Below are 23,277 nucleotides of genomic sequence, written 5' to 3'. Positions count from 1 at the left end.
GGGGGAACGGCCGGGCATAATTCCCTTCAAACGCGTACCTTGGCCGCCATGGCGGACAGCGAGCAGCCAGGAGCTGCTTTCGGCAACCTGTGGGCGGACGCGGTGGGCCCCGGCGGCGGGGGCGACCGTGATCGATGTGACTGCTTCGACCAGTTCAGGCGGCAGCAGCCGAGGAACGTGCGATTCCACGCCGAGCGACAGGACACCTCAGCGGCCGGATGGCACCATCTGCTGGCCCTGATCGAGGAAGCCGCCGCGGACGGCCGCGAGGTGTTCCGGCCGCTGACGGAGCTGAGCCCGGACGAGCGGCGGCAGATCGTGACCCTGCCGCCGACGATCGCCAAGCTGGTCGCGGTCAAGCACCTCGTGCTGTACGGGAGCAACCTGGTCAGGATCCCGCCGGAGATCGGCGCGATGACCGCTCTGGAGGAGTTCAGCCCTTACACCTCTCGCCGGCTGCACTGGTTCCCCTACGAGCTGACCAGGTGCGAGAAGTTGCGGCGCAGCACGGTCAGCACCCGCTCCGTGTACGGCAACTACAAGCAGCGTCCGTCGTTCCCCCGGCTGCGGCCCGGCCCGGACGCCGCCGACCGTCCCGATCTCGGTGACCTCGATCCCGCGGTCTGGGGCGCCACGGCCGTTCGTACGTGCAGCGTCTGCGACCAGCCGATCAGCGAGGGCGGCCCCCATCAGGTGTGGATCTCCCTGCGAGTCGCCACCGACGTCCTGCCGCTCCTGGTCAACGCCTGCTCTCCGGCCTGCGTCGAGGCGTTGCCCAGCGCCGCCGAGGGGTACGTCCCCACATCCCACACGGGCGGCCTCTCCGTACATTAGCCCGCCCCTGGCTGACGCAATGTGTCACCGGAGACCGGCCGCACACCGGCGAAGTACGGCCGGTCGCGCACGCCCCAGAGCGCGATGACCAGGACGACGAGGGCGACGAACCACCCGAGCGTCAGCACGGGCGACAGCTCCGCGTAGCCGGAGCCGGCCGGCAGACCGGCCGTGCCCAGACCGGCCACCGCCCAGCGCAGGACGTCCAGCAGGGCGGCACGAGAACTGTCGCCGAGTGAGCACATCCGGCTGACGAAGGCGTCCGTGATCAGCCAGACCGTGACCAGGGCGCCGGCCGTGACGGCGTTGCCGATCAGGTCCCTCCCCGCAGATCCGTCAGGGGCGGCTCCCAGAGGGCAATGGTGGTCGGCGTCACCTCCGACGAACCCGTCCCCAGCCAGGTCCGGTAGGTGTAGCGGATCGGCTGTGGCTCGTGCGGCACCGCCGCGCAGTCGGTGATGACGAACCGCCGGGTCACCGTCCTGATGCCGCCCCCCTCGACGGTGATCACGGCGGGGTCGTCATCCGTTTTCTCGGGAGGGAGCAGGCGCAGGCCGGGTATGGACATCGAGATATCCGTGACCGTGAATGTGGAGGCCGTCTCGTTCTCGATCTCGATCACGGCAACGGTGGACAGCACGCCATTGTCGTCCACCTCGCCATGAACAAAGAAGCTGTCGATTTCCCAGCGGATTCGCGGCGTCACCGACCCGGACCACCACAAGCCCGTCGCCGCCACGCACATCAGCACGAGACAACTGGACACCGCGACCGGTAATCGGGTGCGCGGGGCGACACCGAATTGGCGCCATATATCCGCCGAACTCACGAGATGGAACCATATATCGTGGCGCCTTGTGACGATACCCCCGACGATTCTCTGGTTGGCGGTGGTGATCACCTTGGTCGCCGCAGCTTTACCCCTCAGCCGGGGGCGTCTCGACAGGTTCGCCGCTCTGACGGGTCTCACCGTCACCGGGAGCAATGCCCGTCAGGTCATCGACCATTTCGCCGGTCTGCGCCGGTGGCGGTTGGCGGCCGTCGTCCTCGCGGCCCCTGTGGCGGGTCTGACCGCGGATCCGTTCTTTCTCGTCCTGGGGTGGTGCGCCATTCCGATATCCCGTGTCGTACGGCCGCCGGCCGCCCACGCCATTTATCGCCGGGCCTGGCTGCTCGCCGTGTGCGGTTCCGCCGTGACAGGTTGCTACCTTCTGGCGGTACGGGGAATCACCCCGACCCGGCTGGTCCACGCGGTCATCGTGGTTGTGGTGGTGACGGCGATATCGCGCGCCGAACGAAATGCCGGGCCCGAAATGCCGGACGAAACGCAGTCGGCCATTCGTCGATGGTCCGTCCGCACCGGCTATTTGGCGGGAGCCGCGACAGTGCTCGCCGGCGCCCTCGTCACTCCTCAGCAGGAGACGCCGGCCGAAATGCCGCAGTACACGCTGCCCAGGCAGTTCCCGGAGCGGCAGGTCGCCTCCGGCGAGAAGATCGGCAAGGTGAAAGGGCCCACCTGTCCATGGTTGGACGAGATGGACGACCCGTGCCGCTACTGGCTGCTGGACGATGTGCCGTTCACGCAGGCTGCGCCGTACGTCGTCATGAAAGGAGGGGCGCCGAAGGCGGCACCGCTCCTGGTCAGCCCCGATCGGCGCGCCGTCGTCTACCTGGACCGGACCTCGCGCCGCATGGTCCACCAGATCACGGGGAACCGGCACGACCTCAGCGGGCCGCTCGCCGACGCGGACGTGCCCGAGGTGAGCATCAGCGAACGCGGCAGGTACATGGCCCTCACCAAGAACGGAACCCGCGTCATCGACACCAGGTCGTGGAGCGAGATCACCCTGCCCGGCGCGCTGAAAGTGCTCCAGGTCAACTCCGCGGGGACGGTGGTCGCGACGGCCTCCCGCCTGGTGGCCCACGACCATCGCGGCAAGGAACTCCTGAACATCCCCCTCCCCGAACTGCTCCTGGACTCCCACACCGCCTTCCTCGAACCGGACGGCAGTCGACTCGTGGTCATCAGCGACTCCGGCAGCCTCGTGGAGACCTACGACCTCGCCACCCGTGAGCGCATCCATCGCGTGCGTCCGCGTCTTCCCGACGGGGATCCGATCGAGCGGGGAGTGGGCTGGTCGAGCAAGGGCCCGTTCCAGGTCTACCGCGACGCGGGACCGGAAGAACGCACCGACTTCTACCTCGACCTCGCGACCGGCACCACCAGACACATCAAGAACGGCCACCGCCCCAAAATCCAGTAGGTCGAACGAGACACCACCCATACGGCCCGAGCCACGGAAGCAGCCTTCAGCCTGTCTCAGTGATCCGCTGTTTCATTCTGGCTCGCCAGGGAATCGCCCGCCCCCCAGAACTCTCTGTAGAGTTTGATCACATCGCGAGCCCAATAAACGATCGCGGTCACTGCTGCCGCTGCGGCGGTCCAACCGACAAAAGTTATCGAGAATATGTGGTCTGTGCCAAGTGAGACGATGGCCAGCGTCATCCCGGTACAAGCGGTGACAAGAAAAGTGGTCAACTGGAGAACGGGCCTGCGCCTGAATGCAGCAATGGACGACAGCAGCGAAACAATCCCGACGGAAAGAAGCTCGTAGCCGTGAAATGTCGTGCCTTCGTCGATCCAAGGCGCAGAATATTCGCGGTTCGGCAGGAGCGGCAGCATGGACAGGCCGCCTATCGCCGCACCGAGCAGGATCGATGCCAGGCCGAACTTGACCAGGTTCGCAGCCTGTGGATCGTCGGCGGCGGATTCAGAATGCTGTTCGTAAACAAGCATCCCAACGAGAACCACAAACGACCCTATAAGGATGATGGGTGCAGAGGCGTCAACAAATTCGGACAATTTGTTGACGACGATGCCGCCCGCTATCAATAATCCGACTTTGACAGAGGTGTTTTTCGAGAAGTTCATCACTCACCTCATGGATGATGCTGTGAAGACAGGAATATCACATGAATGACATTCATGTCAGTCAGATCAGGTGCCTCTTCGTCGCATGGTCATGCACGCGCCACCGGCCCGGACGGCAGGCACCGACGCCTCAACAGAAAAGCCAAGGCCAAGACAGCGGTCAAGGCCGTCAATGCCCTTGAGGCAGGCGCCACCGCGCCGGAGACCTACGGCGAGCGTGACACCGTCAACGACCGGCTCAGCAAAGGCCTCAACGGCCGATCCGAGAGGGCGCGGGACCCGGTGCTCAGGGACACGATCTTCGGCGACAGGCCGACGGGTTGACTCCGCGTGAGATGGCTCCCCGATCGGCTCCCATCGACTTCCAGAAACGGAAAAGGGTCCGACCCGCTGAGCGGATCAGACCCTCTACCTGGTCAGACTGTGTCGGGGTGGCGGGATTTGAACCCACGACCTCTTCGTCCCGAACGGGGGTGCCGCGTTCATCTGAGTCCCTGGTCAGATCGCTTCCGGCCCGTAAAATCCCAGGTAGAGACTGCATTTGCAGTCCCCGTTGGTGACCAGGAGTGCCTACCGATGACGGATGGTCTCCCGGTCAAACGACGGTCAAACGATCAAGGAGGCGATCAACAGGTTGGGATACTCCCGGAAGCGGCCCGGCAAGGACGGCAAGCCCCGATACACGGCCTACTACATGGACCTCAAGGGCATGGAGAAGTCCGCCGGTACGTTCTCCAGCAAGAAAGAGGCCGACAAAGCGTGGCGGGACGCCGAGAGCCTTGTCGCGCAGGGACGAGTGGGCGATCCACGGCGAGGGCGGCAGTCCTTCGAACGGTACGTTCTGGACACCTGGTTGCCGAACCATGAGATCGAAGCCACTACACGGCAGAGCTACACCTATACGATCCACCGGCATCTGATCCCTGAGTTCGGCTCAATGCGGATGATCGACATCCTCCCCGAACACGTTCGCGCCTGGGTCGCGGCTATGAAGAAGAACGGTGTCAGTCCAGCGACCATCAAGTACGCCAAGGTTCTGCTGAGTGCGATCTTCACGACGGCCCTCAACGACCAGGTGACGTACCTGCACCCCTGTCGGGGCGTCAAGACCCCTACCGTCCCCAGAAAACCGCGGACGATCATCACACCGGAGCAGTTCGATGTGCTCTACCGAGCGCTTCCCGACACCGATTCTCAGCTGCTTGTAGAGACGGCGATCGAGACAGGTCTGAGGTGGGGAGAACTGACCGAACTGCGGGTCAAAGACCTGGCCTCGACATCGAGAATCCTTACCGTTTCCCGGGCGGTTGTCGAGGTCAACCCCAAGTTCCATCCCGCTGGGGAGCGGTTCATCGTGAAGGACTACCCGAAGGACAGGGAGTTCCGGCGCTTCAAGCTCACGGGGCAGATCGCCGCAAAGGTCGGGGCGCATATCCAGGCGGAGAAACTCGAGGCGAACGATCTTCTCTTCCTCTGGCGGTACGAACCCAAGAGCAAGCCGAAGCTCCGCCTCGCACCCGATCCGTTCGAACTGGGCCTCACCGAACCGAACGATAAGGGGCGCAGTTACCGGCACGGGACGCTCAGCGCGTACACGGCAGGTAAGTGCCGTTGTGAGAACTGCCGCGCCGCATTCGCGATCTACCGCGCCGGTCGGCGAAGTTCCGGTAAGGACAGCCCACGCGAACCACGGCAGCGGGAGACCGACGGTCACATCCCAGCGGACTGGTTCCGTCGGCAGATCTGGAAGCCGGCATTGAAGGAAGCTGACCTGGGGTTCAACGTGCGGATCCACGACATGCGTCACGCGCACGCCTCGTGGCTGCTGGCCGGTGGCGCAGACCTTCAGGTAGTCAAGGAGCGGCTTGGTCACGCCTCCATCGCCACGACGGAGAAGTACCTGCACACCCTCGATGACGCCGATGAGACGGCTCTGGATGCCTTCTCCAAGATCCGGAATCGCTCCTCAAGGTGAGTCAGTCAGATCTGCTTCAGCGCAGCATGTTCCGGCCTGCGCGATCCCGATTCAAAAGGAGGGCCCCAATCAGAGAAAGAACCGGAGGCGGGTCTCGGCCGAAAGGAAGCAGGCTTGCCCAGCCACCTGATGTGCGATCACACCGCACTCCCCGTCGCGGATTCGCAGGCGTGGTGGGCGCTCCTTGCGCCTCCACATGGGAGTTCACGAGGTGGGGGGACACGCTCGATACGTACAGGCCGTTCACCGCCTCCACCACGCTCGTTCTCCCAGGTCGGGAGAGCTGAGCCATCATGGAACCGAACGTACGGGCTGCGCGCGGCATCCAGCGTACGACGATCACCGGAGTCCTCCTCCTCGCGGCCATCGCGGCCGTCGTGTCGTTTCGTCACATGCACGAACTGTGCATTCGCCACGGCGAAGACCATCTCGCGGCGGTACTCATCCCACTCGCCGTGGATGGCACGATTGTCGTTGCCTCGATGTCCATCCTCATGGCCAACCGGTACGGCTCCCGAGGTGGTTTCCTGGCCTGGGCGATGCTGCTTGTTGGCAGCCTCGCCAGCTTGGGCGCCAACATCGCCATTGCCGAACCCAGCCTGACCGGCCGCGTCATCGCTGCCTGGCCAAGTGCCGCCTTGATCGGCAGCTACGAGCTCTTGATGTCGCAGATCCGTAGAGCTTCTCGAGTGGCTGCCACTGCCCCAGGTCAGGTGGTAGCAGACGGGGAAGTGGGCAGCAGCGATGTCCACGACCTCCTAAGGCACCCTGAGAACGAAACGGAGGATCTTCGTCGGACAGCCTGGCACTGGGCACTGGAAAACCGCCTGCCTGACGGAGCGCTCCCCTCAGGCCGGGCCATCGCGGAACAGTTCGCTCGAAGCGCTCGATGGGGACGATGGATCAAGCGAGAAGGGCTCGAAGGAAAGCTGGGAGAGCCGGATCGCTTCGCTGCGGTTTGAACAGTTTCAGGTGTACGTGTGGGACATACCGTTGCTGGCCAACGAACGGCCGCCACGATCACGGCCAGCCACGTGCAGCTTCGGTATCGGATCACCCCCACGGGCGTGGGGAACGGAGCCCCGGCTCACTCGACCCGCCCATGATGACCGGATCATCCCCACGGGCGTGGGGAGCGGTGCGGACGTAGCTCGGTTGATCCACGCAACCAGGGGACCACCCCCACGGGCGTGGGGAGCAGCCCGTCCCGCCGGTCACCACCAACACCTACAACGGATCACCCCCACAGGCGTGGGGAGCGGGGCGTGTCGATCACCGAGAGCCGCCACACGCGCGGAACACCCCCACGGGCGTGGGGAGCGGGATCAGCGGGGCAGCCGCTGATAGTCGAGCATCGGAACACCCCCACGGGCGTGGGGAGCGGACGGACTGTCCGACCAGGTAGTCCTCCGGGTCCGGAACACCCCCACGGGCGTGGGGAGCCGGGTCGGTCAGGCCGAGCCGAATCCGGCGGCGCATCGGAACACCCCCACGGGCGTGGGGAGCGGGAGCGACCCGGCTTCAGGAGAAGCCCCGATCCCCAGAACACCCCCACGGGCGTGGGGACCGGGTTCCCGATTCGGCTGTGGCTGTACCCTGTCGCGGAACACCCCCACGGGCGTGGGGACCGGCCCGGGCCGGGGGGAGGCCCTGGACTGGCAGGACGGAACACCCCCACGGGCGTGGGGACCGGAGGGCGACGGCGTGCCGCCGATCGTGGACCGGCGGAACACCCCCACGGGCGTGGGGACCGGACTTACTGACCTGGGGCGATGTTTGCGACCAGGGATATTCAGGCGTTGGGGTTTGTCGCACTTGAGCAGCATGGGACCTAGCCGCAGCCATGGTTGTCCCTTATCGAGGCCTGAGGGCACAGATGTTCCGGTTCAGTCTGAGCTTAGACGGCCTTCCGGATGTCCTGCCCGCGCTGGGAGGCTTGACCGTGGTCTGATCCGTTGATCGGTCGGCTTACGGCACGCCGGCCGACCGGCGCGAACTCTGTTTACTCTGGACATCGCTTCATGAGGCAGACGAGATGCTTGCGAAGGTGCATGCCTGCGGTTGAGGCAGGCCCCTTGGCGTAGTCACCGTGGTGCTGTCAATTGTTGTAGGACGGCTTGGGTTTCGAGGGAGGGGCTGACGCCGAGGGTGTTAAGGCGGGCTTTGAGGTGGCGGGCGCGTTGGCGGGCCTCGTCGGTGCGTCCGAGGGTGGCCATGAGGCGGATGGCGGATCGGGCGGCGCTCTCCATGTCCGGATCGAGGGCGCATGCCTGGTCGTAGACCTCCAGAGCTCGCTCGTTATGTCCCGCCTGTTCGTGGAGGGCGCCGAGTTGAAGCAGGGCTTTGATGCTGGCGATGGTGAGCGGCCAACGGTGGTCCTGGTCGAGCCAGTCGTATCTGAGGCTCTGTCCGAGCTGTCCCTGGCAAAGGGCGGCAGCGGTTTCCAGAGCGGTGAGTTTCTCCTGCTGATTGGTAGCGGTGCGGGCGGCTGCGAGGGCTTGGTGGAAGGCCCACAGATCCACGTCGATGTGCTCGGCTTCTATGCGGTAGGTCCTGCCGCTGCGTTCTATGAAATGGGCTTTCTTGTCGTCTGGGGTGGAGGCGTCGCGGAGCGCGGTGCGGAGGTCCTTGAGGGCGGCGTGGAAGCGGTAGCCGGCCAGTGTTTCTTCCAGGTCGGGCCAGAGGTGCTCGCAGATCACCTCTCGGTCCAGCCCTCTCGGATGAAGAGCGAGCAGGAAGAAGAGTTCGAGCGCCTTGGTACGTCGGGACAGGTCCACGGGCTTGCCGCATACGTCGATGGCGGGTTCTCCGAGGAGTGTGAACTGTACTGGCCGGGGTGTCGCACTGGATGGCGAGACAGGGAGGTCGACGGGCTGTTCGCGGTGGTCGACGGGCATGCCGTTGCCGGTGGCGAGCGTATGGAGCACCGATGATGCGGCGTCTGGCGGTAGGTGGAAGAGCGCGGTGCCGAGGAGTTCTGCGGCGAGCGGGCCGGTCGCCTCGGTGACGCGGTGGTTCTGGTCGAGCTCGCAGGTGGTTCCCGAAGTTGTGCGACCAGCCAGTACGGCTCCGAGTCCAAGACGGGCTGACATGCCCAGGAGCGTCTCCAGGTAGGAGTGGCCGTCTGGGCAGGAGGCGGTCAGTAGGAGCGCGGGCAGGGGCTCGCCGGGCTCGGCTTGGCGGAGTTGATGAATGTCGTCTGCCTCGTAGTCCTGGAGCAGCCCGCGGCGGGCGACGAGTTGTTCTTCGAGGTGGTTGACGGCTTCATCGAGGGTCGCGGTGAGGCAGAGTTCGGGCAGGTGGGCGACCAGGGTGGTGAGGTTGTCGCCGAACCAGCGTTCGGCGTCTTGAGCGGGGATGATGACGGTGGCGCGGTAGGCATCGGCCTGGGTGAGCAGGTCCAGGACGATGGCCCGAATGCAGTCATCGGCTCCCGGACCCGTGAGGGCCAGGTGCAGCCCGGACAGGGGCAGGTGAACTGGTGCGTCGTTGAGGATCCCGGCTTTCAGCGTGAGGGGTGGATCGATCTCGAACGCGGAGCTGACCAGTTCGAGATCGTCCGGAGAAGCTGCTTCAGGGTCGCTACTGCGGTGTGCGTGTTCCAGAGCTCGTACGGCCGGGTGTTGAGGCTCTGGGGCGAGCACGCTGATGGGTTCGTCGATGGCAGGGGCGGAAAGACGGCGTCTGCGATGGAGCCGGGTGGCGGCCAGCGCGACGGCAATCCCCGCGGCGAAGGAGAGCGCCATCATCCCACCCTGGGGCAGGACGACTACCTCGGAAGAGGTCACTTCCACATCGGGCCCGAGAATCCGCGGCGCGGGTTCAGCTGAAGGGCGGGGCGCGCGGAAGTCGACGACAGACCCGGTGCTGGGGTGAGGCGGGACCATTTCGCTGTGGGACCACTGACGCGGCCCTGTCTCAGATATGAGCCGCGACGCGGGGCCCCGGCGGTGAGGCGGCTCCTCGGCGAGGCGCGACGAAGGAGAGCGGCGAGTCACCTCGGCTGTGTGCTGCGAGAGGGTGCGGCGGTGGACCGGCTTGGCCTTTTGGGTGTCGTTCCCACGCTTGGGCAGGATCAGTCGCCATCCCGGTTCCAGCACGTCGGGGTCGGATAGCCGTGTTCCGCCGGGCTGCGGGAGCCCCTTGTTCAGCTTGAAGATCTTCTTGTACTGGGCCCCCTCGCCAAGGTGCTGCTTGGAGATTCCCCACAGGGTTTCGCCAGGAGCGACGGTATGCGTCCGTGGCCGTGCGTGCCCGGATTGCTTGGCGTCGGCGGGCAGGTGAAGGATGCAGCCGGGTTGCAGCCACTCGCCGCGCGTGAAAGGGCGGCCGTCGTTCATGGTGCGGCCCTGGTTCAGGGCGATGATGTCCTGGTAGCGCATCGGGTCGCCGAGCTGCTTCTCGGCGATCGTCCAGAGGGTGTCCCGCTGCTGGACGACGTAGGACACGTAGGGCTTCGACGCCTCAACCTTGTCAGGCTCCGCAGATGCGGCGTGATCGGGCACTTCCTGGAAGGTGGCGGCCATCGCTGCGGCTGGGATCAGGGCACGGGGTGCGGCGATGGGGGCGGTCGCGGCAACGGTGATCGTGGCTATCAGGTACGCGGCCAGTCGTTGGAACGGCAGCCGTACCTGGCTGCGCCGTGCGCGGACCGCGCCCACCAGCTCCACCGCCACCGCGAGGGCGAACAGGGCCCAGCACGTCCACACGGTGGCCAGCAACAGGGTCTTGATGACGATGGGTTCGCCCGGAGTGGCCAGGTCGTCGATGGTCGGCAGATCGATCGGCCAGAAGAAGATCAGAAGAATCACGGGGATCCCGGCCACCAGGGCGATCAGCGCCGCGCCTGCGGCGGTTCTGGCGAGCAGAGGATGACGTAGCCCGTACATCGTCATGGTTGTCCTTGTTCGATGCCGTGGAACATCCGCGCGGCGGCGGTGGCTGTGGCGGTGACGGTTCCGATGCCGATCAGGGAGATCAATGTGGTGGGCTTGGACACGGTGACCGTGACCTGCACCTGGTTGGCGGCCGTGGAGACGGTGCCAGTGTGCCCGGCGGCGGACAGGTAGGCGCGGGCGGCGTACAGCGCCTGAGCCGCGTCGATCTCGAACCGGCCTTCGGCGTAGGCGCGACCTGCGTTCATCTGTCCGGCTCCCGCACGAGCGGCTTCCTCGGCCGTGGCGTAGGCCTCGCGGTATGCCTGGATCTTGGTGCCGCCGTCCACCATGAGGCCGGCGCACAACAGCAGCGCGAACGCGATCACTGCGGTGAACACCGTGACGGAACCCCGCTCGTCGCCCAGGTTCACGGCTGGTCTCCTCGAGCGCGGTAAGGGTCGACCGGGCTGGTGAAACTGCTGGTGATGTTCTTGGTGCCGGGGATTCCCGGTATGGCGAGGTCTGCCAACTCAACCTCGCAGGAGACACGAGCGACCACCGCAGACGGCCTGCCCAGCGGTGTGGACAAACCTGTGGTGTCTACGGCCACCGACGGCACGCACGCAAGCCCTTCACGAGCGAGCGCCGCTCGTGCGCTCGTCACAGCAGCCGATCTCGCAGTGGCTGGATCGCGGGCGATGGACGCCTGGCGGGCGGCGTCGCGTGCGGCGGCGTCGAGAGCGTTGCGGGCGACGGCGACGCGGCCCAGCCCGATGGCCATCAGCAGCACGGCTATCAGCGCTGGCGCGATGATCGCCATCTCCAGGGCTATGGAGCCACGCTCACGAGTCATCCCGTGGTCCACCTTTCGACGGGAGCGCGGGCGACCTGGGTCACGGTGAGCGTCAGCAGGGGGACCAGGGTGATGGCCTGGCCGGTGACCGACACTTCAACGGTGTTCGCGTCACGGGTGAGAGAGACCACCGGATTGGTGAGGAACGATCCGCCGACCTGGTGAATGAAGCGTTCGGCTGTCGCCTGACCGGCCGAGGGACTTGAACCATGGGTTCGGCCGGCACGCAGTCCTTCCTGGGCGGCGGCCATGGCGAGGGTTCTGGCGTGGAACCACAGCGCGGTGTTTAGGGTGAGCAGGACGAGTAGGAGCACCACCGGATAGACCAAGGCGGCCTCCAGCGTTCCGGATCCTCGCTCACGTGCGCTCATTTGATCTTGGCGAGCTGTTCGTTCACGACAGAGGTGATCTTCGTGCCTACGGTGATGGCCAGCAGAAAGACCACGGCCGCGATGATCACCCATTCCACGGTCGATGCACCGCGTTCGGGGTCGAGGCCACGTCGTACGGAACGGCGGTTGAGCAGCACTTCGAGTCGTACGGCGAGGGCGAGCACGCGATTATGGATCAAAGGGAACCTCCGGAGAGTGGGTCAGCCGCCGGTCATCCGCGCGAAGGCCGGGTAGCCGAGCAGCAGCAGGAATCCGAGGACCGACAGGGCCATCGGGACGGTCATGGTCTCGGTACGGGATCTGGCCTTGGAGATCTCGGCCGACAGATCGGCCTCGCGCAGGGACTGGGCCTTGGCCATCAGGGTGTCGAGGATGCTCGCGCCTCGGGTGCCGGCCAGCTGGGCGATGGCGGCCATGTCCGCCAGTTCGGGGGCTCCGATCTCCGCCGACAGGCGGGTGAGTTCGTCCCACGCGCTGCCGGTGCCTCGGCGCGCGGGATCCAGCGCCTGGGCCAGCCGCTGGAAGGTCCACCCATGGCCGATCTTGGCTGCGGATTCCAGGGCCTCGGCTGGTCCGGCTCCAGCGGCGCGGGCGAGCGCGACCAGGTCGAGGTAGGCGACGATGGCCTGTCGGAAGGCCGCACGCGCATCCGCGGCCTGGCCGCGGATGGCGGCATCGGGAGCGAAGAACACCGCGATGGCGAACGCCAGACATGCGGCCCATGAGACGAGCCAGGGCAGAGTGACACCAAGCAGCGAGCACCACGCCCAGAACACGAACGGACCGGCCACCCCCAGAGCGATCATGAGCGCCTTCTGGGAAACGTAGTCGTGGGGCGTCTTGCCGAGCACGGCGAGATCCGAGTGCGGCACCCGCGTGCCGATCAGCGTTCTCGCGAGCCTACTGATCAGCCGTGCTTTCCAACCTTCGTCTGGTTCCGCGTGCGCGCCCGGCCTGAGGCGTTCCATCGCGGGGGCGAGCGCGGGAGGGGCAGGGAAGGCGGCGGCCAGGGTGAAAGCGATCCCGAGGCCGCTGATCGCGCCGCTGGCCAACACGATTCCGATCACGATGCTTCACCAGCGGTGTTGAGAAAGCGGTGCCCTCTGGGCGGCTTGGCCAGGCGGTGCAGCCAGGAGAACGCGCCCGCGTACAAGCCGATGACGATCGTGAGCACGAGCTGCCCTCCGACCGTGCCGAAGGGAACGACGTACGTGGTGTTGAGCAGCGCGAAGGCGGTGTAACCGAGCAGCGCGCCGACAACCCAGCGAGCGGTGACGCGGTGGGTGGCGCGTTCGGCGTTGATCTCGCGCCTCGCGGCGACGTCCTTGGCGACCGTACGGGCCAGGCGTTGCAGGATCTCACGCAGTCCTTGCCCGCGGGCACGGCACGCCAGGATGAGTGCGGCGGCGATCACGTCGCCGGTCGGGTCGGCCAGGTCGTCGGCGAACGCCCGTAGCGCCTGCTCGGTGGGTGTGCGGTACGCCAGCCTACGAGCAAGGGCCCGTACCTCCGTGGCGATCGGCGCGGGCGGATGGTCGGAACTGGAGCGCAACGCCTCCTCGATGCCCGCACTGCCACCCAGGACGTCAGCCAGGTGGCGGATCCAGGCTTCCAGCGCTTCGAGTCGTTCGATCCGCTGGACGGCGTCACGGCTGCTCAGCATGCGAGGCAGCGCCACCGCGCCCACTGCGGCCCCGGCGGCGGCGACCGGCCAGCCGGTCAGCCACCACGTCACACAGAATGCGGCCAGCCCGCACGCCAACGCCATGGCCATGGTCCGGGGTATCCGGCGCCGTGGCGGGCGAGGCGGCCGTACCGGAACCCGTCGTGATCCGGCGGCGGTGATCAGCGGCCCCGCGATCAGCGCCGCCCCCGCCAGGGCGGCCAGCCAGCCGGTCATGCCCAACTCCCGGTGAACAGGTTGGCGTCGAAGCCGGCTGCGACCAGCTCGTCCATGCACTGGGGAATCGTGTTCGGCACCGCACGTCCGTCCGGCCCGGGTACGTAGACGCGGTTGACCGACGGTTCCAGGCCGTCGGCCGGGGGCAGGACCTCGTGGATCTCGGCAACGTAGCGGTGGTTGACCAGGCCGTCCAGATCGCGGCGGAGCTCGTGCCGTAGATGGACGACGAAGTCGACGGCCATGCCGATGGTCCGGAACAGGGTCTCCGGGGCGATCGACAGGCCGCCCGAGCCGGCCAGGATCAGCATCCGGGCGAAGACCTGGTCGGCGGAGTCGGCGTGCATGGTGCAGACGGAGCCGGCGCCGCCGGTGTTCATCGCCTCCAGCATCGGAACCAGTTCGTCCCCGCGGACCTCGCCGACGATGATGCGGCGGGCGTTGAAGCGGAGAGCGTCCTCGATCAGCTGGTGCAAGGTGATCGCACCGAAGCCTTCGGTGTTGCCCTCGCGGGCCTCCAGCGCGAGCACATCCCGGTGCCGGTCGGGTTGGGCGTGGAGGAAGAGTTCGTACTCCTTCTCGATGGTGGCGATCCGCTCATCCGGGTCGATCTCGGCCGCCAAGGCTCGCGCGAAGGTGGTCTTTCCGTCGCCCATCCCGCCCGTGATCACGATGTCCTTGTGGGCGCGTACGGCGGCGGCCAGGAACGCGCGGCAGCCCTTGTCCAAGGTGTCGGCCGCCATCAGGTCGTCCAGGTCGGCGTGAAGCATCCCGTGCCTGCGGATCGACAAGCTCGGGCGCGGGGTGACGCCCATCAGCGCGGCGATACGCGTCCGTCCGACGGACAGGTGCAGTCGCGGACGGGCGATCGAGAAGTCCCGAGCGGTCTGGCCCTGGTAGGCGGCCCACCGACGGATGTCGCTCACCAGGTCCTCGTCGCTGTCGGCGATCGGCGGGCCGGGCAGCTTGCGACCATCCCGATAGGTGATCCACACCTGGTCGCAACCGTTGACGTCGATGTTCTCCACGTCGGGGTCGTCGATGAAAGGCTGCAGACGTCCCAAGGCGAAGATCTCGTTGTAGATCGCCTCGGCCAGCAGTCGCTCTTCCGGCAGTGTGGGTACGTTCCGGCCAGCCAGCGTCCTGCTGTCCGCGTACTCGCGGACCAGGTTGATGATGACTGCCCGTGCGTACTCCCGGACAGCCTCGTCACCGGTGACCGCGGCGTTGTCGAGCGCCTCGGTCACCTGGGGCAGGATCTTCCGCACTGCCCTCTGCACGTCGAAACTCATGCCCTCACCCGTTCGCACAGCTTGATGCCGAGCGAGCGTGCGGCCCGCAGGAGGAGTGAACGTGACAGATGCCGCTCGCTTCCGGCGCCGTGCGTCAGGATCGTCGCGGCCTTTGGGTCACGCGGTAGGTGGCCGACTACCTCTACGCCCAGCGTTTTGGCCACCTCCCGGCGCCCGTAGGGTCCGTCGCCGGTCAGCAATATTTGCGGGGTGGCTCGGTGGCTGATCTCCGCCAGACGAGGAGCGAGTGCGGACAGATCTCGTAGCGTGGGTTGGGCGATGACAAGAATCTGATCTGCTCCGGCCAGCAGCGGGTTCGGGGTATCCGTTCCGCCGATCCGCCCGATGTCGGCGATCACATCTCCGGCCATGGTGGCGAAGGTCTCGGCGATGCCGGGCCACAACGGCTGAACTGACGGCACCTGAGAGGGACTGGCCAGTCCCGGCAGAATTCGGCGGTTTTCCAGGCCGTTCAGCTGAAGCGCCTGCTCAGCCAAGGTGGCCGACACATCCGCGCCGCGCCTCAGTTGCACTGCCCATTCACCGAGGCCGCGGTCCTGTCGGTGACCGACCAGATACCCGGACAGGACGCTGCCACCGGCGGGGTCGCACTCGGCGAACAGCACCTCACGTGGCCAGGTGAGCGTCAGGGCCAGCCCGGCTGTTGTGACGCCGGGGCTGTGTCCACCCGAACACAGAACGATCAACATGGGCGGCTCACCCGGCCCGCGACTGCAACACGATGGCCACCTGGCCCTCAGCCGCCTGGCGGGCCAGAGTCGTCCCGGCCGCTGCTGGGACGATCAGGTCGACCACGACCAGCCCGTCCGCGTCCGGCTGGCCGACCCGATCCACCCTGGCCGCCTGATCCTGTGCGGGACCGTGGCCTGCTTCACTGGGCGAGACCGCAGTAGCTACGACGCGGTCACCGGGCTGGATGCCCCTGGCAGGCAGTCGGCTGGGCTTCAGCGCCACCGGCACCACTACCTCACCTGGCGCCGGCACCAGCGTTTCGGTCATGTGCGTGGGGGACAGGAGGCTGCCCGCCTTCAAGTCGATCGCGGCCCGCTTTCCGATCACCATGCTCTTACCGGCCGCGTCCACTGTCTGGACCGCCGCGTCCAGGCCGAGCGCGACCGTACGCAGGTCCTGAGCCTGGAGTGCCTGGCCGACTGGTACGTCACGAGCCATGACCAGCACCGGGACCCGCTCACTGGCGACTCCGTACACCTGCCAGGCGACCAAGGCGCCGAGCGCGGTCAACGCGACGCCGGCCACGAGCATCATCGGGCTGCGTCGACCCGGCAGCGGTCGCAGCTGGGTCGTTTCTCTGGGCGGCGAGAGCCGCTGAAGCAATGTCAACGTCTATCCCTCCGTGACAAGCGCCTGGGCTTCGACAACCCGGACCGGGAACGTGACCGACCTCGTGATCGGTGGCAGGGTTCCACCGGCGCCGCCTGAGCCGTGCCACGTACCGCCCCAGGTCACCGACACCGTTACCTGGCGGGCCTGAGCTGGCTGCTGATACTGATACGAGCACGTTGAGCTCTGTTGCCCGGCCGATCGGGCGGGGTCGTAGGCGGTGCCGGGGCCGTTGCAGGTCAAGCTGTGGCCCTCGCCGGTATCGACGGTCATCCGCTGCGGCTTGGCGGTCGCCTCGGCCCAGACCGACCCGGTGCTCAGCCGCTTGGCTTTGGGCGCCCACTGCCCCTTGGCCAGGTAGAACCAGTGGGGGAGCCCGACCAGCGCGTCCCTGCCGCGCGGCGGAGCGGTGAGCACCCTCGGCAGCGTGATGGGGATTCGTTTGTACGCCTGCTGAGCGAGTTGCTCGGCAGCCGCCTTGGTGTGCTGGTTGTCGAGCCAGACGAGCTTCTGGCTCCCATTGGAGCATTTGAGCAGGTACCAGGCGCCGTCCTTGACCGGCTCGCTGCTGAGGGTCCTGTTGGGATCGGCGGATCCCTGGCCCACCTTCTGCAGCCCGTTTGCGTACCACCATCGTTGGTAGGAACAGGTGACCTTCGGTTTCGCCTTTGTTGGGACAGCGGGTGTGCGACTGGGCTTGTCGCGGGCCGAGATGAGGTAGTCGAAATAGTTGCGTGACACGCCGACGCCGTCCCCGTGGTCGTTTCCGGCCGGGACGACAGCGATTCCGGCCACCAGGAGATGAGTCATGTAGCCGGCGAGCATGGTGTGTCCAACTGGTCGACCTTCGCGACCCGCCACCCGCCGTCCGCCTCCTTGGCGAAGGCGGCGATCATGTGAGTGCCGGGCATGCCATGAGTGAGGTGCTTTCCCGTCTGGTAGTCCGCCTGGCCGCCCTTCCTACCGTCCTGGCAGTCGTGGAGGACGGCACTGTTGCCTCGGATCTGCACATCGAAGGTGTGCAAGATGGGGTACCCGTAGGTAACCCGGCCTCTGGCGCGAAGGGCTTCGATGCCTTTCAACATCGTGTCCAGAAGGGGCTGGGTCACGACCGGCTCAAGAATCGCTCGGCGCTGTTCGGCAAGAGCACGTTCGGCCTGTGGCCCGACACGGTAGAGCTCACGGTAAATGGCCAGGATGGCGTCCTTGCCCCGGGTGGGCTGGGGAGTGGGTGTTGGGGCGGCTGAGGGTAGCGCCGCCGTTGAGGCTGGTTCGGGAGAGGAGCCGCTGGACTGGCACGCGACCACGGCGCTTGCTGCCGTGAAGAGCATCGCCGCCCAGGGCATGACTCGTCTGGATCTTGGAGAATGGTCTCTCACCGACCAGAATCCTTACGTGGAGGAATGGATTCGCTACTCATGGTGGTGAGACTAGGGTGCCATCGCTCTCCACGCCCTAACGGCTAGGACAGTCGATCATTACCCGATATTTATTCGCAGCTCTGTTGGTGCGTACTCCTTGCTCCGGTCGGCGATCCGCGAAGCTCGATGGTTGTTCCTTGCACAACATGAGACTGCGCTCTGGGAATGCATCAGCTATTGCATTACGCCACTGCGCCGCGTAGCACGGTGACCGGTGCGCCCGCTGTCTGTGCGGCCAGCGACTCGACCGGGGGCGGGAGCGGGAGGCGGTCGAGCGTGACCAAGTCGCCCTTTGCCGAGAAGTCCGGGTCGCCGCCAGCCTGGCCGAGAGACGCGGCTGAACGCGCGACGTCGTTCAGCGAGTCGACTGCGCCTTGGTCCTGTGGACGGCATTGCTTCGGCGAAGCCGAGCGTCCGCCGCAGCACACCGCGCTCGTTCCGGGGGATCAACCGGGGCATCGCTTCGCGCAATCGGGCGGTGCCAGCGGGGGGAAGTCCGAGTCGGGGCGGACATCAAGAACTGGTGGCTGACGCATCCTGCTGATCCGCATCCTGGCCAGCAGGTGCGCCGGTACGCTGGCGGATCTCATGATCGGTGGCGGGCAGGCGGCCGTCATCACGATTGCGCATAGATCTGCAGATTTTCCGAATGGGGATGGATTATGCGGTTGTGGAGGCATCCCCCCGCCGTTCGCGACTCGTCGCGGCGCGCCGTCATGGCCGCAGAGCGCGGCTTGTCGCGCCGACCGGGTGGCGTCCTCCTCCCCGCGAGTCGTTTCTCAGGGCTGCTCGGCACCGAGGCCGCCGCGTGGGCGTGGTCGCGGTGGCGGTGCTCCTGGCTCTGGTGGCCGGATTGTGGATGGTCTCGCGCATCGATCCGCTCCCCCGCCCGCAGGCCGTGCTGGAGGATGAGCCGTCCGAGACATCCACGCCCGCGCCGATCCGCGTCATCGTCGACCCGCCGACCCTCCCCGCCGGCCGCACGGTACGGGTGACTGCCTTCTGTCCTGATCCCGTCGCCGGCGCCGATACCGGCGCGAGCGCCGTCTCCGGCGCATTCGGGAAGCTGGACCTCGACAAGTCATCGTCCGGAGCGCTGTACGCGGACACCGAAGTCGATTCCGCACTCCCCCCGGGCAGGTACTGGGTGATCGTCGGCTGCAAGGGGAGGGTGACGTTCGGCACCGCTGAACTTATGGTCGCCAAGGCCACGAACACGCCCAAGCCGTCCGGCCCGGCGCGGATCGCGACGACCCAGGTCACGCTCGCCAAGGCTAGGCCGGGGTCCTGGCGTTCATATCCTGCTCCTGACCGCATGGTCGTTGAGACCGCTGTCCCCGACGCTCCCGGCCTGATCGTCTTCGAACTCAAGGTGACGCACGTGTTGCGAGTGCCCATCGACGATCCCGACGTGACGGCCTTGCGCGCGGGTGCCGCGGGCGGCTCGCCAACCCAGTTCGCCGAGCGCAGGCTGGGCGTCGTCAACATCGACGAGAGCAATGTCGTTCTGCCGACCGCCTTTGGCACACCGGTCGTCAAGGCTGAAGCCGGCGCGCGCGAGGCCGTCGTCACCTTCACCGGCGTTGCGTACGGCAGCTTCAATTCCGAGGTGGGCGGTTACATCGGCGTCGAGTACACCCCTCCAGCCACGGACGGAAACGTGCCTCCGCTGACCGGCCACGAGGTCGTCATTTCCGCCACTGACTGGACGGTGGCCGGGGTCAGCGGGCCGGCCCCGCTCGCCCAGGACACGCGGTTCCTGCGCCTGAGCGGAGGCAGCGCGGCGCGCGCGGCCTTCGCGCAGGACGGGAAGGCCGAGTCCGTCGCCGGCTATCTCACCAATGATGACCAGATGGGCGGCTACATCGAAGGGCCGGATGAGGACGAGGAGACGCCGGAGGAGCCGGAACCTGGGCTTCTGGCCCAGGGGTGGACGGTACTGGAGTGGGTGTGCGGGGCGGCTGGATCGCTCTTTCTCCTGCAGAGCCTGGTGCGCGCGGTCGGCGGCGCGTGGTGGCGCCGGCGGCGCAACTGGCTGCTCTTGGCCGTGCTGGTAACGGCGTATCTTCCCTTTGCCGGAGTTGGCCAAGAATACGGCTTGGGGTGGGCGACGCTGCTCCTGGTGCCTGTCCTTCCTGTGGTGACGCTCGTCTCGGCGGCCCGCGCGGTGCCCGGTGGCGGCCGGGCGGCGGTCGCGGTGGGTTCGGCCGCGGCGGCTGCGGCGGGTGCGGCCGCCGCATTGTGGGCGCTGATGGTGCTGGGCGCTGGGACGCCGGTCCTCGTGGCGACGATCGGCCTGGCGATCGTCGGGGGCGCTGCCGCGGTCGTTCCGCGGTGGCGGGTATGGCTGCCGGGGGTCGCCTTCGTGATATTCGGCTCCGGAGCGCTGCTGGGCGGCAGGGCGCTGGTGGCGGGGGTCGGCCTGGACACCGCCGTGATGGCGACGCTGGTTGCCGTGGCCTGGTCGGTGGTGGCGTTCGCCTGGACCACCGAGGTGGCCCGCCGCTGGTCGTCGCGCGCCGCGCTACGTTGTGCCGTGACTGTGTCGCTGGCGCTTGGCGTCGTGGCGTCCATACTCATTCCCACCATGTGGGACTTCGGAGATTGGGGAGAGTCCCACTACGACTGGTCGCTGCTCGGCCTCATCGCGTACGGGCCACCGTTGCTGGCCCTGGCCATGCTTGTTCTCCGCGCACGGCGGGCCGGACAGAGGCCAGAAGGGGTGACCGACGCGACCGCCTTCCACACGGCCGTACTCTTCCTGCTTCTGCTGCGAGCGCCGGCACTGACCGTGTCCGGGTTCCTTGGGGTTGCGGTGGTCCTGGCCTGGGCCGGGGCGCATTGGCTGCTGCCAGCCGCCGGCCTGGGCAGTGATGTGGTGCGCCGGCCGGTCTCCCCGGACGAGCACCGCCTGCTCGTACGCGACCTGATCAGGCGCAGGTTCGCCCGGCGCGCCCTGACGGACCTGCTGCGGCAACGGCAGGCCGGCGACGGCTTCGAGGAGCAGCACGCGGCGCTGGAGCGGGCCGGCGACCAGCGGTTCGGACCCGTCGACTCCGATCTCGCACTCGCCACCCTTGCCGGACGCAGCCCGTGGCACAACGCGATGGCCGCGTTCGGGGTCGGAACGGTGCTGTCGCTGCCGTTCTCCGCCGTGCGGATCGTGGAATCGGTGCGGAGCGGGCAGACGGCGGCCAACGAGCTGGTGATCGCGGTGCTGGCGGTGCTGTCGCTGCCGGTGCTGTGCATGGTGTTCGGCTACTTCTACCCGCGCGTCCGCGGTGCCGGGCCGATCGCGAAGTCGCTGACCTTCCTGCTGGCGGCGCTGCTCGTCGAACTGCCCATGTTCGTCCAGCCGCTGGTCATCGCCGCCCCCCAGAACGTGAACCCGGACGTCACACCGCTGCCCATCTCCAGCGAGGCACTCATCGGTGTGCTGGTGGCGGTGGGCAACATCACGGTCGTCAGTATCGGGCTCGGATTGTGGTGGGAGTGGCGGCTGATGTCGCTGGCCGGCGAGCCGTGGGCGCGGGTCAGGAACGTTCGCACCCTGCGCGCCCTGGCCGCGCCACTGGCTGCCGTGTCCATCGCGATCGCGACGACCGCGGCGACCGCGCTGGTGAACAACGTGATCGCACCACTGCCCACGGTTCAGGAGACCCAGCACGACTCCGATTCTCCGCCGTTGCCGTCAGCGCGGCCGTAGCGTCACTCGTGGTGGCAACGTCCCGCCTATGCCCTCCGCCAAACGCGGTAACCGGGGCATGCACTCGCGCTGAACGGCCGCCAGCGCAGGCCGACAGCTAAACCGCTATTAATATGGCGAACAGAAGGGGAACCCTCGCCTGGTGGTCGGGAGCCCCCCTCCACAGCGTCACGGGGAAAGGTGAATGCTCGCCCGCTGGGCCTGCCCTCGCGAGACCTCCAGCACCTGTTGCGAGGCTGCATTCATGAACTCTTCCAGAGCGCTGAGTGCTTGGTTACGGCGGGCGTTTAACTCCACCTGATCTCCCGAGGAAGAGATCCTCCACGCGGCATCTAGCGCCTGGGTAGCTAAGTGATTCAGCGCCGGATCTGCTGTGACGAGCTGAAGTCTGAAGAGCGCAGACCTGGCGCTCGCTCGCCGCGCGAACGAGATATCACGTGTCGCCACATCGGTCGGCCCGTCGGGATCCTCCCTGTGCCGGTGCCACCGATCGTTTTGACTATAGCGATACGACGTCAGGGCATCGGCGAACGCACCATAAGTATCCAACCGTTCCTGCCACAGGCGCTCATCCCACGCATGCCGCCTCGCCTGCCGGGCGGTACGCAGCTGGAAAACGTAGGTGGCCGAAGCACCCAACAGCGTGCCGGCGATCGCGATCATACTTGCTAAAGCGTTTCCCATCTCACCAGTGGAGCATGAGCGAGACTCCGCCAGCCGCTCCCCTTAAGGGGTTTATTGATGGTGAGGCCATTTGATCAACTGGCTGGTCGGCATCGGCCTATAGAGGGTGCCATCGCCGTGCGTGATCTCTCGTGACGAGGGAGGACAAGCGGTTGGCCAGCTCGGCGCGGGCCGCGGGGTTGTGTTCGGCTCCTCGGATGAAGGCGCTGAGGCTGCGGACCTCCCGGATCTCGGCCAGCTGCGCCAAGCTGGGATCCTCGTCCCGGTCGATTCCGTAGGCCCTGCTGAACTCCTTCCACAGGGAAGGAGGGTGCCCGAAGCGGCGGGGGCGCAGGTAGATGGGCATGAAGTCGTACTGGGGCGGCCCGATGCCGACGGAGTCCCAGTCGATGAGAACCCAGCCCTTGTGAGGGTGGGCGAGCAGATTGTTGGTGTGGGCATCCCCATGCACCAGCGCCGTTGGCAGCGTGGCGGTGAGCTGCGCGAAGCTCTCCTCCAGTTCGGTGCATCGTGTGATCAGCCAATCTCGTTCGCCCTTCGACAGGACCGTCGATGCGCTCGCGTCAGCCGCTGTGCTCCCCACAGGCCGGATCGGGGGGAACGGGAACGAGGGCAACGGATGTCGATGAAGGGTGCGTAACAGGTCGGCCAGGTGGGTGATGTCGGTGGGGCTCGCGTTGGTCTGAGGGAGGTACTCCCAGAAGGTCGCCAGGTGGGCACCGGTGACGAGGGGCTGGGCTACGTCGAGTGGCCGGAGGGCGGGGAAGCCTTGGTCGGCGAGCCAGCCAGCGGTTCGGACGGCGACGCGCATCCGTTCCAGCGCCGAGGCGTTGCGGATCCGGGCTACGGCGTTCTCCCGCGGCAGATGGTAGATCGCGTTGGCGTGGACGCGGAGGAGGCGGGCGCCGCGGCAGTCGAGCCCGGCCTGCCGGCAGGCATCGGACAAGGCTGTTCTGTAGGGGGCATCGACCGGCTGTGTGTTCATCGCGGAGGTGGGCGCTCCCAGTGGTGCCCGGCTGGTCAGACGATCGGTGTTCTGCCGTCTGATC

The 23,277-nt window shown here is 66.9% G+C and carries 23 protein-coding genes and 1 CRISPR repeat array; of the genes, 7 read left to right on the top strand and 16 right to left on the bottom strand.

The features are described 5' to 3' along the window. Positions 1-48 precede the first annotated feature (48 nt). Complete coding sequence (locus tag ABZ815_RS01425; RefSeq protein WP_357692732.1) at positions 49-834, top strand: hypothetical protein; 786 nt, start codon at positions 49-51, stop codon at positions 832-834. On the opposite strand, the gene ABZ815_RS01420 is transcribed toward ABZ815_RS01425, so the two are convergent. Beyond that, a complete protein-coding gene (locus ABZ815_RS01420; RefSeq protein ID WP_357692730.1) occupies positions 831-1,079 on the bottom strand; it encodes a hypothetical protein in 249 nt (82 codons plus the stop codon). The genes ABZ815_RS01425 and ABZ815_RS01420 overlap by 4 nt on opposite strands. Positions 1,080-1,147: 68 nt before the next feature. Next, the gene (locus tag ABZ815_RS01415) at positions 1,148-1,663 is read right to left on the bottom strand and encodes a hypothetical protein (protein WP_357692728.1); all 516 of its coding nucleotides are present in this window, start codon (positions 1,661-1,663) and stop codon (positions 1,148-1,150) included. A 55-nt stretch (positions 1,664-1,718) separates the two neighbouring features. Between ABZ815_RS01415 and ABZ815_RS01410 the strand changes: the two genes are divergently transcribed. Beyond that, positions 1,719-3,098: a hypothetical protein gene (locus tag ABZ815_RS01410; protein WP_357692726.1), complete on the top strand. Its 1,380-nt coding sequence runs from the start codon at positions 1,719-1,721 to the stop codon at positions 3,096-3,098. Between the two features lie 56 nt (positions 3,099-3,154). Here the strand turns inward: ABZ815_RS01410 and ABZ815_RS01405 are convergent, their stop codons facing one another. Continuing rightward, positions 3,155-3,766 (bottom strand): hypothetical protein, encoded by a 612-nt coding sequence (locus tag ABZ815_RS01405; RefSeq protein WP_357692723.1) that lies wholly within the window; start codon positions 3,764-3,766, stop codon positions 3,155-3,157. A 45-nt stretch (positions 3,767-3,811) separates the two neighbouring features. Between ABZ815_RS01405 and ABZ815_RS01400 the strand changes: the two genes are divergently transcribed. The 3 genes from ABZ815_RS01400 to ABZ815_RS01390 all read left to right on the top strand — a co-directional run bounded on the left by ABZ815_RS01400 (position 3,812) and on the right by ABZ815_RS01390 (position 6,703). Beyond that, positions 3,812-4,090 carry a hypothetical protein gene (locus ABZ815_RS01400; protein ID WP_357692721.1) on the top strand — a complete coding sequence of 93 codons (279 nt, stop codon included), beginning with the start codon at positions 3,812-3,814 and terminating at the stop codon, positions 4,088-4,090. Between the two features lie 259 nt (positions 4,091-4,349). Further along, positions 4,350-5,741: a tyrosine-type recombinase/integrase gene (locus tag ABZ815_RS01395; protein ID WP_357692719.1), complete on the top strand. Its 1,392-nt coding sequence runs from the start codon at positions 4,350-4,352 to the stop codon at positions 5,739-5,741. Between the two features lie 293 nt (positions 5,742-6,034). Continuing rightward, the gene (locus ABZ815_RS01390) at positions 6,035-6,703 is read left to right on the top strand and encodes a DUF2637 domain-containing protein (protein WP_357692717.1); all 669 of its coding nucleotides are present in this window, start codon (positions 6,035-6,037) and stop codon (positions 6,701-6,703) included. Positions 6,704-6,790: 87 nt separating this feature from the next. Next, a CRISPR array of direct repeats spans positions 6,791-7,495; the repeat unit is 25 nt; unit sequence CGGAACACCCCCACGGGCGTGGGGA. 330 nt (positions 7,496-7,825) lie between these two features. Here ABZ815_RS01390 and ABZ815_RS01385 read toward each other — a convergent pair. The 11 genes from ABZ815_RS01385 to ABZ815_RS01335 all read right to left on the bottom strand — a co-directional run bounded on the left by ABZ815_RS01385 (position 7,826) and on the right by ABZ815_RS01335 (position 17,242). Further along, a complete protein-coding gene (locus ABZ815_RS01385) occupies positions 7,826-10,636 on the bottom strand; it encodes a LysM peptidoglycan-binding domain-containing protein (protein ID WP_357692715.1) in 2,811 nt (936 codons plus the stop codon). Beyond that, a complete protein-coding gene (locus ABZ815_RS01380; protein ID WP_357692713.1) occupies positions 10,633-11,049 on the bottom strand; it encodes a pilus assembly protein TadG-related protein in 417 nt (138 codons plus the stop codon). Before ABZ815_RS01380 ends, ABZ815_RS01385 begins: the two co-directional genes overlap by 4 nt. Next, complete coding sequence (locus ABZ815_RS01375; RefSeq protein WP_357692711.1) at positions 11,046-11,471, bottom strand: TadE/TadG family type IV pilus assembly protein; 426 nt, start codon at positions 11,469-11,471, stop codon at positions 11,046-11,048. Before ABZ815_RS01375 ends, ABZ815_RS01380 begins: the two co-directional genes overlap by 4 nt. Further along, entirely contained in the window at positions 11,468-11,842 is a 375-nt protein-coding gene (locus tag ABZ815_RS01370; protein WP_357692709.1) for a TadE/TadG family type IV pilus assembly protein, read from the bottom strand. The genes ABZ815_RS01375 and ABZ815_RS01370 overlap by 4 nt, the downstream gene beginning before the upstream one ends. Continuing rightward, complete coding sequence (locus ABZ815_RS01365; protein ID WP_357692707.1) at positions 11,839-12,027, bottom strand: hypothetical protein; 189 nt, start codon at positions 12,025-12,027, stop codon at positions 11,839-11,841. The genes ABZ815_RS01370 and ABZ815_RS01365 overlap by 4 nt, the downstream gene beginning before the upstream one ends. Positions 12,028-12,063: 36 nt before the next feature. Beyond that, on the bottom strand, positions 12,064-12,930 hold the full coding sequence (locus ABZ815_RS01360) for a type II secretion system F family protein (RefSeq protein WP_357692705.1): 867 nt from the start codon (positions 12,928-12,930) through the stop codon (positions 12,064-12,066). Continuing rightward, a complete protein-coding gene (locus ABZ815_RS01355; protein WP_357692703.1) occupies positions 12,927-13,763 on the bottom strand; it encodes a type II secretion system F family protein in 837 nt (278 codons plus the stop codon). The genes ABZ815_RS01360 and ABZ815_RS01355 overlap by 4 nt, the downstream gene beginning before the upstream one ends. After that, positions 13,760-15,055, bottom strand: coding sequence for a CpaF/VirB11 family protein (locus tag ABZ815_RS01350; RefSeq protein WP_357692701.1), 1,296 nt, complete (start codon positions 15,053-15,055; stop codon positions 13,760-13,762). The genes ABZ815_RS01355 and ABZ815_RS01350 overlap by 4 nt, the downstream gene beginning before the upstream one ends. Further along, complete coding sequence (locus tag ABZ815_RS01345) at positions 15,052-15,765, bottom strand: hypothetical protein (RefSeq protein WP_357692699.1); 714 nt, start codon at positions 15,763-15,765, stop codon at positions 15,052-15,054. The genes ABZ815_RS01350 and ABZ815_RS01345 overlap by 4 nt, the downstream gene beginning before the upstream one ends. A gap of 7 nt (positions 15,766-15,772) precedes the next feature. After that, positions 15,773-16,342: an SAF domain-containing protein gene (locus ABZ815_RS01340; protein WP_357692697.1), complete on the bottom strand. Its 570-nt coding sequence runs from the start codon at positions 16,340-16,342 to the stop codon at positions 15,773-15,775. Between the two features lie 78 nt (positions 16,343-16,420). Further along, complete coding sequence (locus tag ABZ815_RS01335; RefSeq protein ID WP_357692695.1) at positions 16,421-17,242, bottom strand: hypothetical protein; 822 nt, start codon at positions 17,240-17,242, stop codon at positions 16,421-16,423. Positions 17,243-17,331: 89 nt separating this feature from the next. Between ABZ815_RS01335 and ABZ815_RS01330 the strand changes: the two genes are divergently transcribed. Together ABZ815_RS01330 and ABZ815_RS01325 are read left to right on the top strand one after the other, a co-directional pair. Beyond that, on the top strand, positions 17,332-17,664 hold the full coding sequence (locus ABZ815_RS01330) for a hypothetical protein (RefSeq protein ID WP_357692693.1): 333 nt from the start codon (positions 17,332-17,334) through the stop codon (positions 17,662-17,664). A gap of 982 nt (positions 17,665-18,646) precedes the next feature. Beyond that, a complete protein-coding gene (locus ABZ815_RS01325; protein WP_357692691.1) occupies positions 18,647-21,544 on the top strand; it encodes a hypothetical protein in 2,898 nt (965 codons plus the stop codon). A gap of 168 nt (positions 21,545-21,712) precedes the next feature. On the opposite strand, the gene ABZ815_RS01320 is transcribed toward ABZ815_RS01325, so the two are convergent. Then, positions 21,713-22,207, bottom strand: a complete 495-nt coding sequence (locus tag ABZ815_RS01320) for a hypothetical protein (protein ID WP_357692689.1) — start codon at positions 22,205-22,207, stop codon at positions 21,713-21,715. A gap of 118 nt (positions 22,208-22,325) precedes the next feature. Next, positions 22,326-23,213, bottom strand: a complete 888-nt coding sequence (locus tag ABZ815_RS01315; RefSeq protein WP_357692687.1) for an aminoglycoside phosphotransferase family protein — start codon at positions 23,211-23,213, stop codon at positions 22,326-22,328. Positions 23,214-23,277 lie beyond the last annotated feature (64 nt).

Source organism: Nonomuraea sp. NPDC047529 (assembly GCF_040642995.1).
Classification (GTDB): Bacteria; Actinomycetota; Actinomycetes; order Streptosporangiales; family Streptosporangiaceae; genus Nonomuraea.
The sequence above is the reverse complement of the archived record's forward strand: the minus strand, read 5'-3'. Positions and strand labels throughout refer to the sequence as shown.

Coding starts and splice junctions, on each gene's coding strand:
- ABZ815_RS01320 (WP_357692689.1), bottom strand. CDS start 22,207: ATGATCGCGATCGCCGGCACGCTGTTGGGTGCTTCGGCCACCTACGTT.
- ABZ815_RS01355 (WP_357692703.1), bottom strand. CDS start 13,763: ATGACCGGCTGGCTGGCCGCCCTGGCGGGGGCGGCGCTGATCGCGGGG.
- ABZ815_RS01350 (WP_357692701.1), bottom strand. CDS start 15,055: ATGAGTTTCGACGTGCAGAGGGCAGTGCGGAAGATCCTGCCCCAGGTG.
- ABZ815_RS01330 (WP_357692693.1), top strand. CDS start 17,332: ATGAGTGAGGTGCTTTCCCGTCTGGTAGTCCGCCTGGCCGCCCTTCCT.
- ABZ815_RS01375 (WP_357692711.1), bottom strand. CDS start 11,471: ATGACTCGTGAGCGTGGCTCCATAGCCCTGGAGATGGCGATCATCGCG.
- ABZ815_RS01340 (WP_357692697.1), bottom strand. CDS start 16,342: ATGATGCTCGTGGCCGGCGTCGCGTTGACCGCGCTCGGCGCCTTGGTC.
- ABZ815_RS01400 (WP_357692721.1), top strand. CDS start 3,812: ATGACATTCATGTCAGTCAGATCAGGTGCCTCTTCGTCGCATGGTCAT.
- ABZ815_RS01345 (WP_357692699.1), bottom strand. CDS start 15,765: ATGTTGATCGTTCTGTGTTCGGGTGGACACAGCCCCGGCGTCACAACA.
- ABZ815_RS01370 (WP_357692709.1), bottom strand. CDS start 11,842: ATGAGCGCACGTGAGCGAGGATCCGGAACGCTGGAGGCCGCCTTGGTC.
- ABZ815_RS01405 (WP_357692723.1), bottom strand. CDS start 3,766: ATGAACTTCTCGAAAAACACCTCTGTCAAAGTCGGATTATTGATAGCG.
- ABZ815_RS01425 (WP_357692732.1), top strand. CDS start 49: ATGGCGGACAGCGAGCAGCCAGGAGCTGCTTTCGGCAACCTGTGGGCG.
- ABZ815_RS01390 (WP_357692717.1), top strand. CDS start 6,035: ATGGAACCGAACGTACGGGCTGCGCGCGGCATCCAGCGTACGACGATC.
- ABZ815_RS01420 (WP_357692730.1), bottom strand. CDS start 1,079: ATGTGCTCACTCGGCGACAGTTCTCGTGCCGCCCTGCTGGACGTCCTG.
- ABZ815_RS01335 (WP_357692695.1), bottom strand. CDS start 17,242: ATGCTCGCCGGCTACATGACTCATCTCCTGGTGGCCGGAATCGCTGTC.
- ABZ815_RS01315 (WP_357692687.1), bottom strand. CDS start 23,213: ATGAACACACAGCCGGTCGATGCCCCCTACAGAACAGCCTTGTCCGAT.
- ABZ815_RS01385 (WP_357692715.1), bottom strand. CDS start 10,636: ATGACGATGTACGGGCTACGTCATCCTCTGCTCGCCAGAACCGCCGCA.
- ABZ815_RS01395 (WP_357692719.1), top strand. CDS start 4,350: ATGGTCTCCCGGTCAAACGACGGTCAAACGATCAAGGAGGCGATCAAC.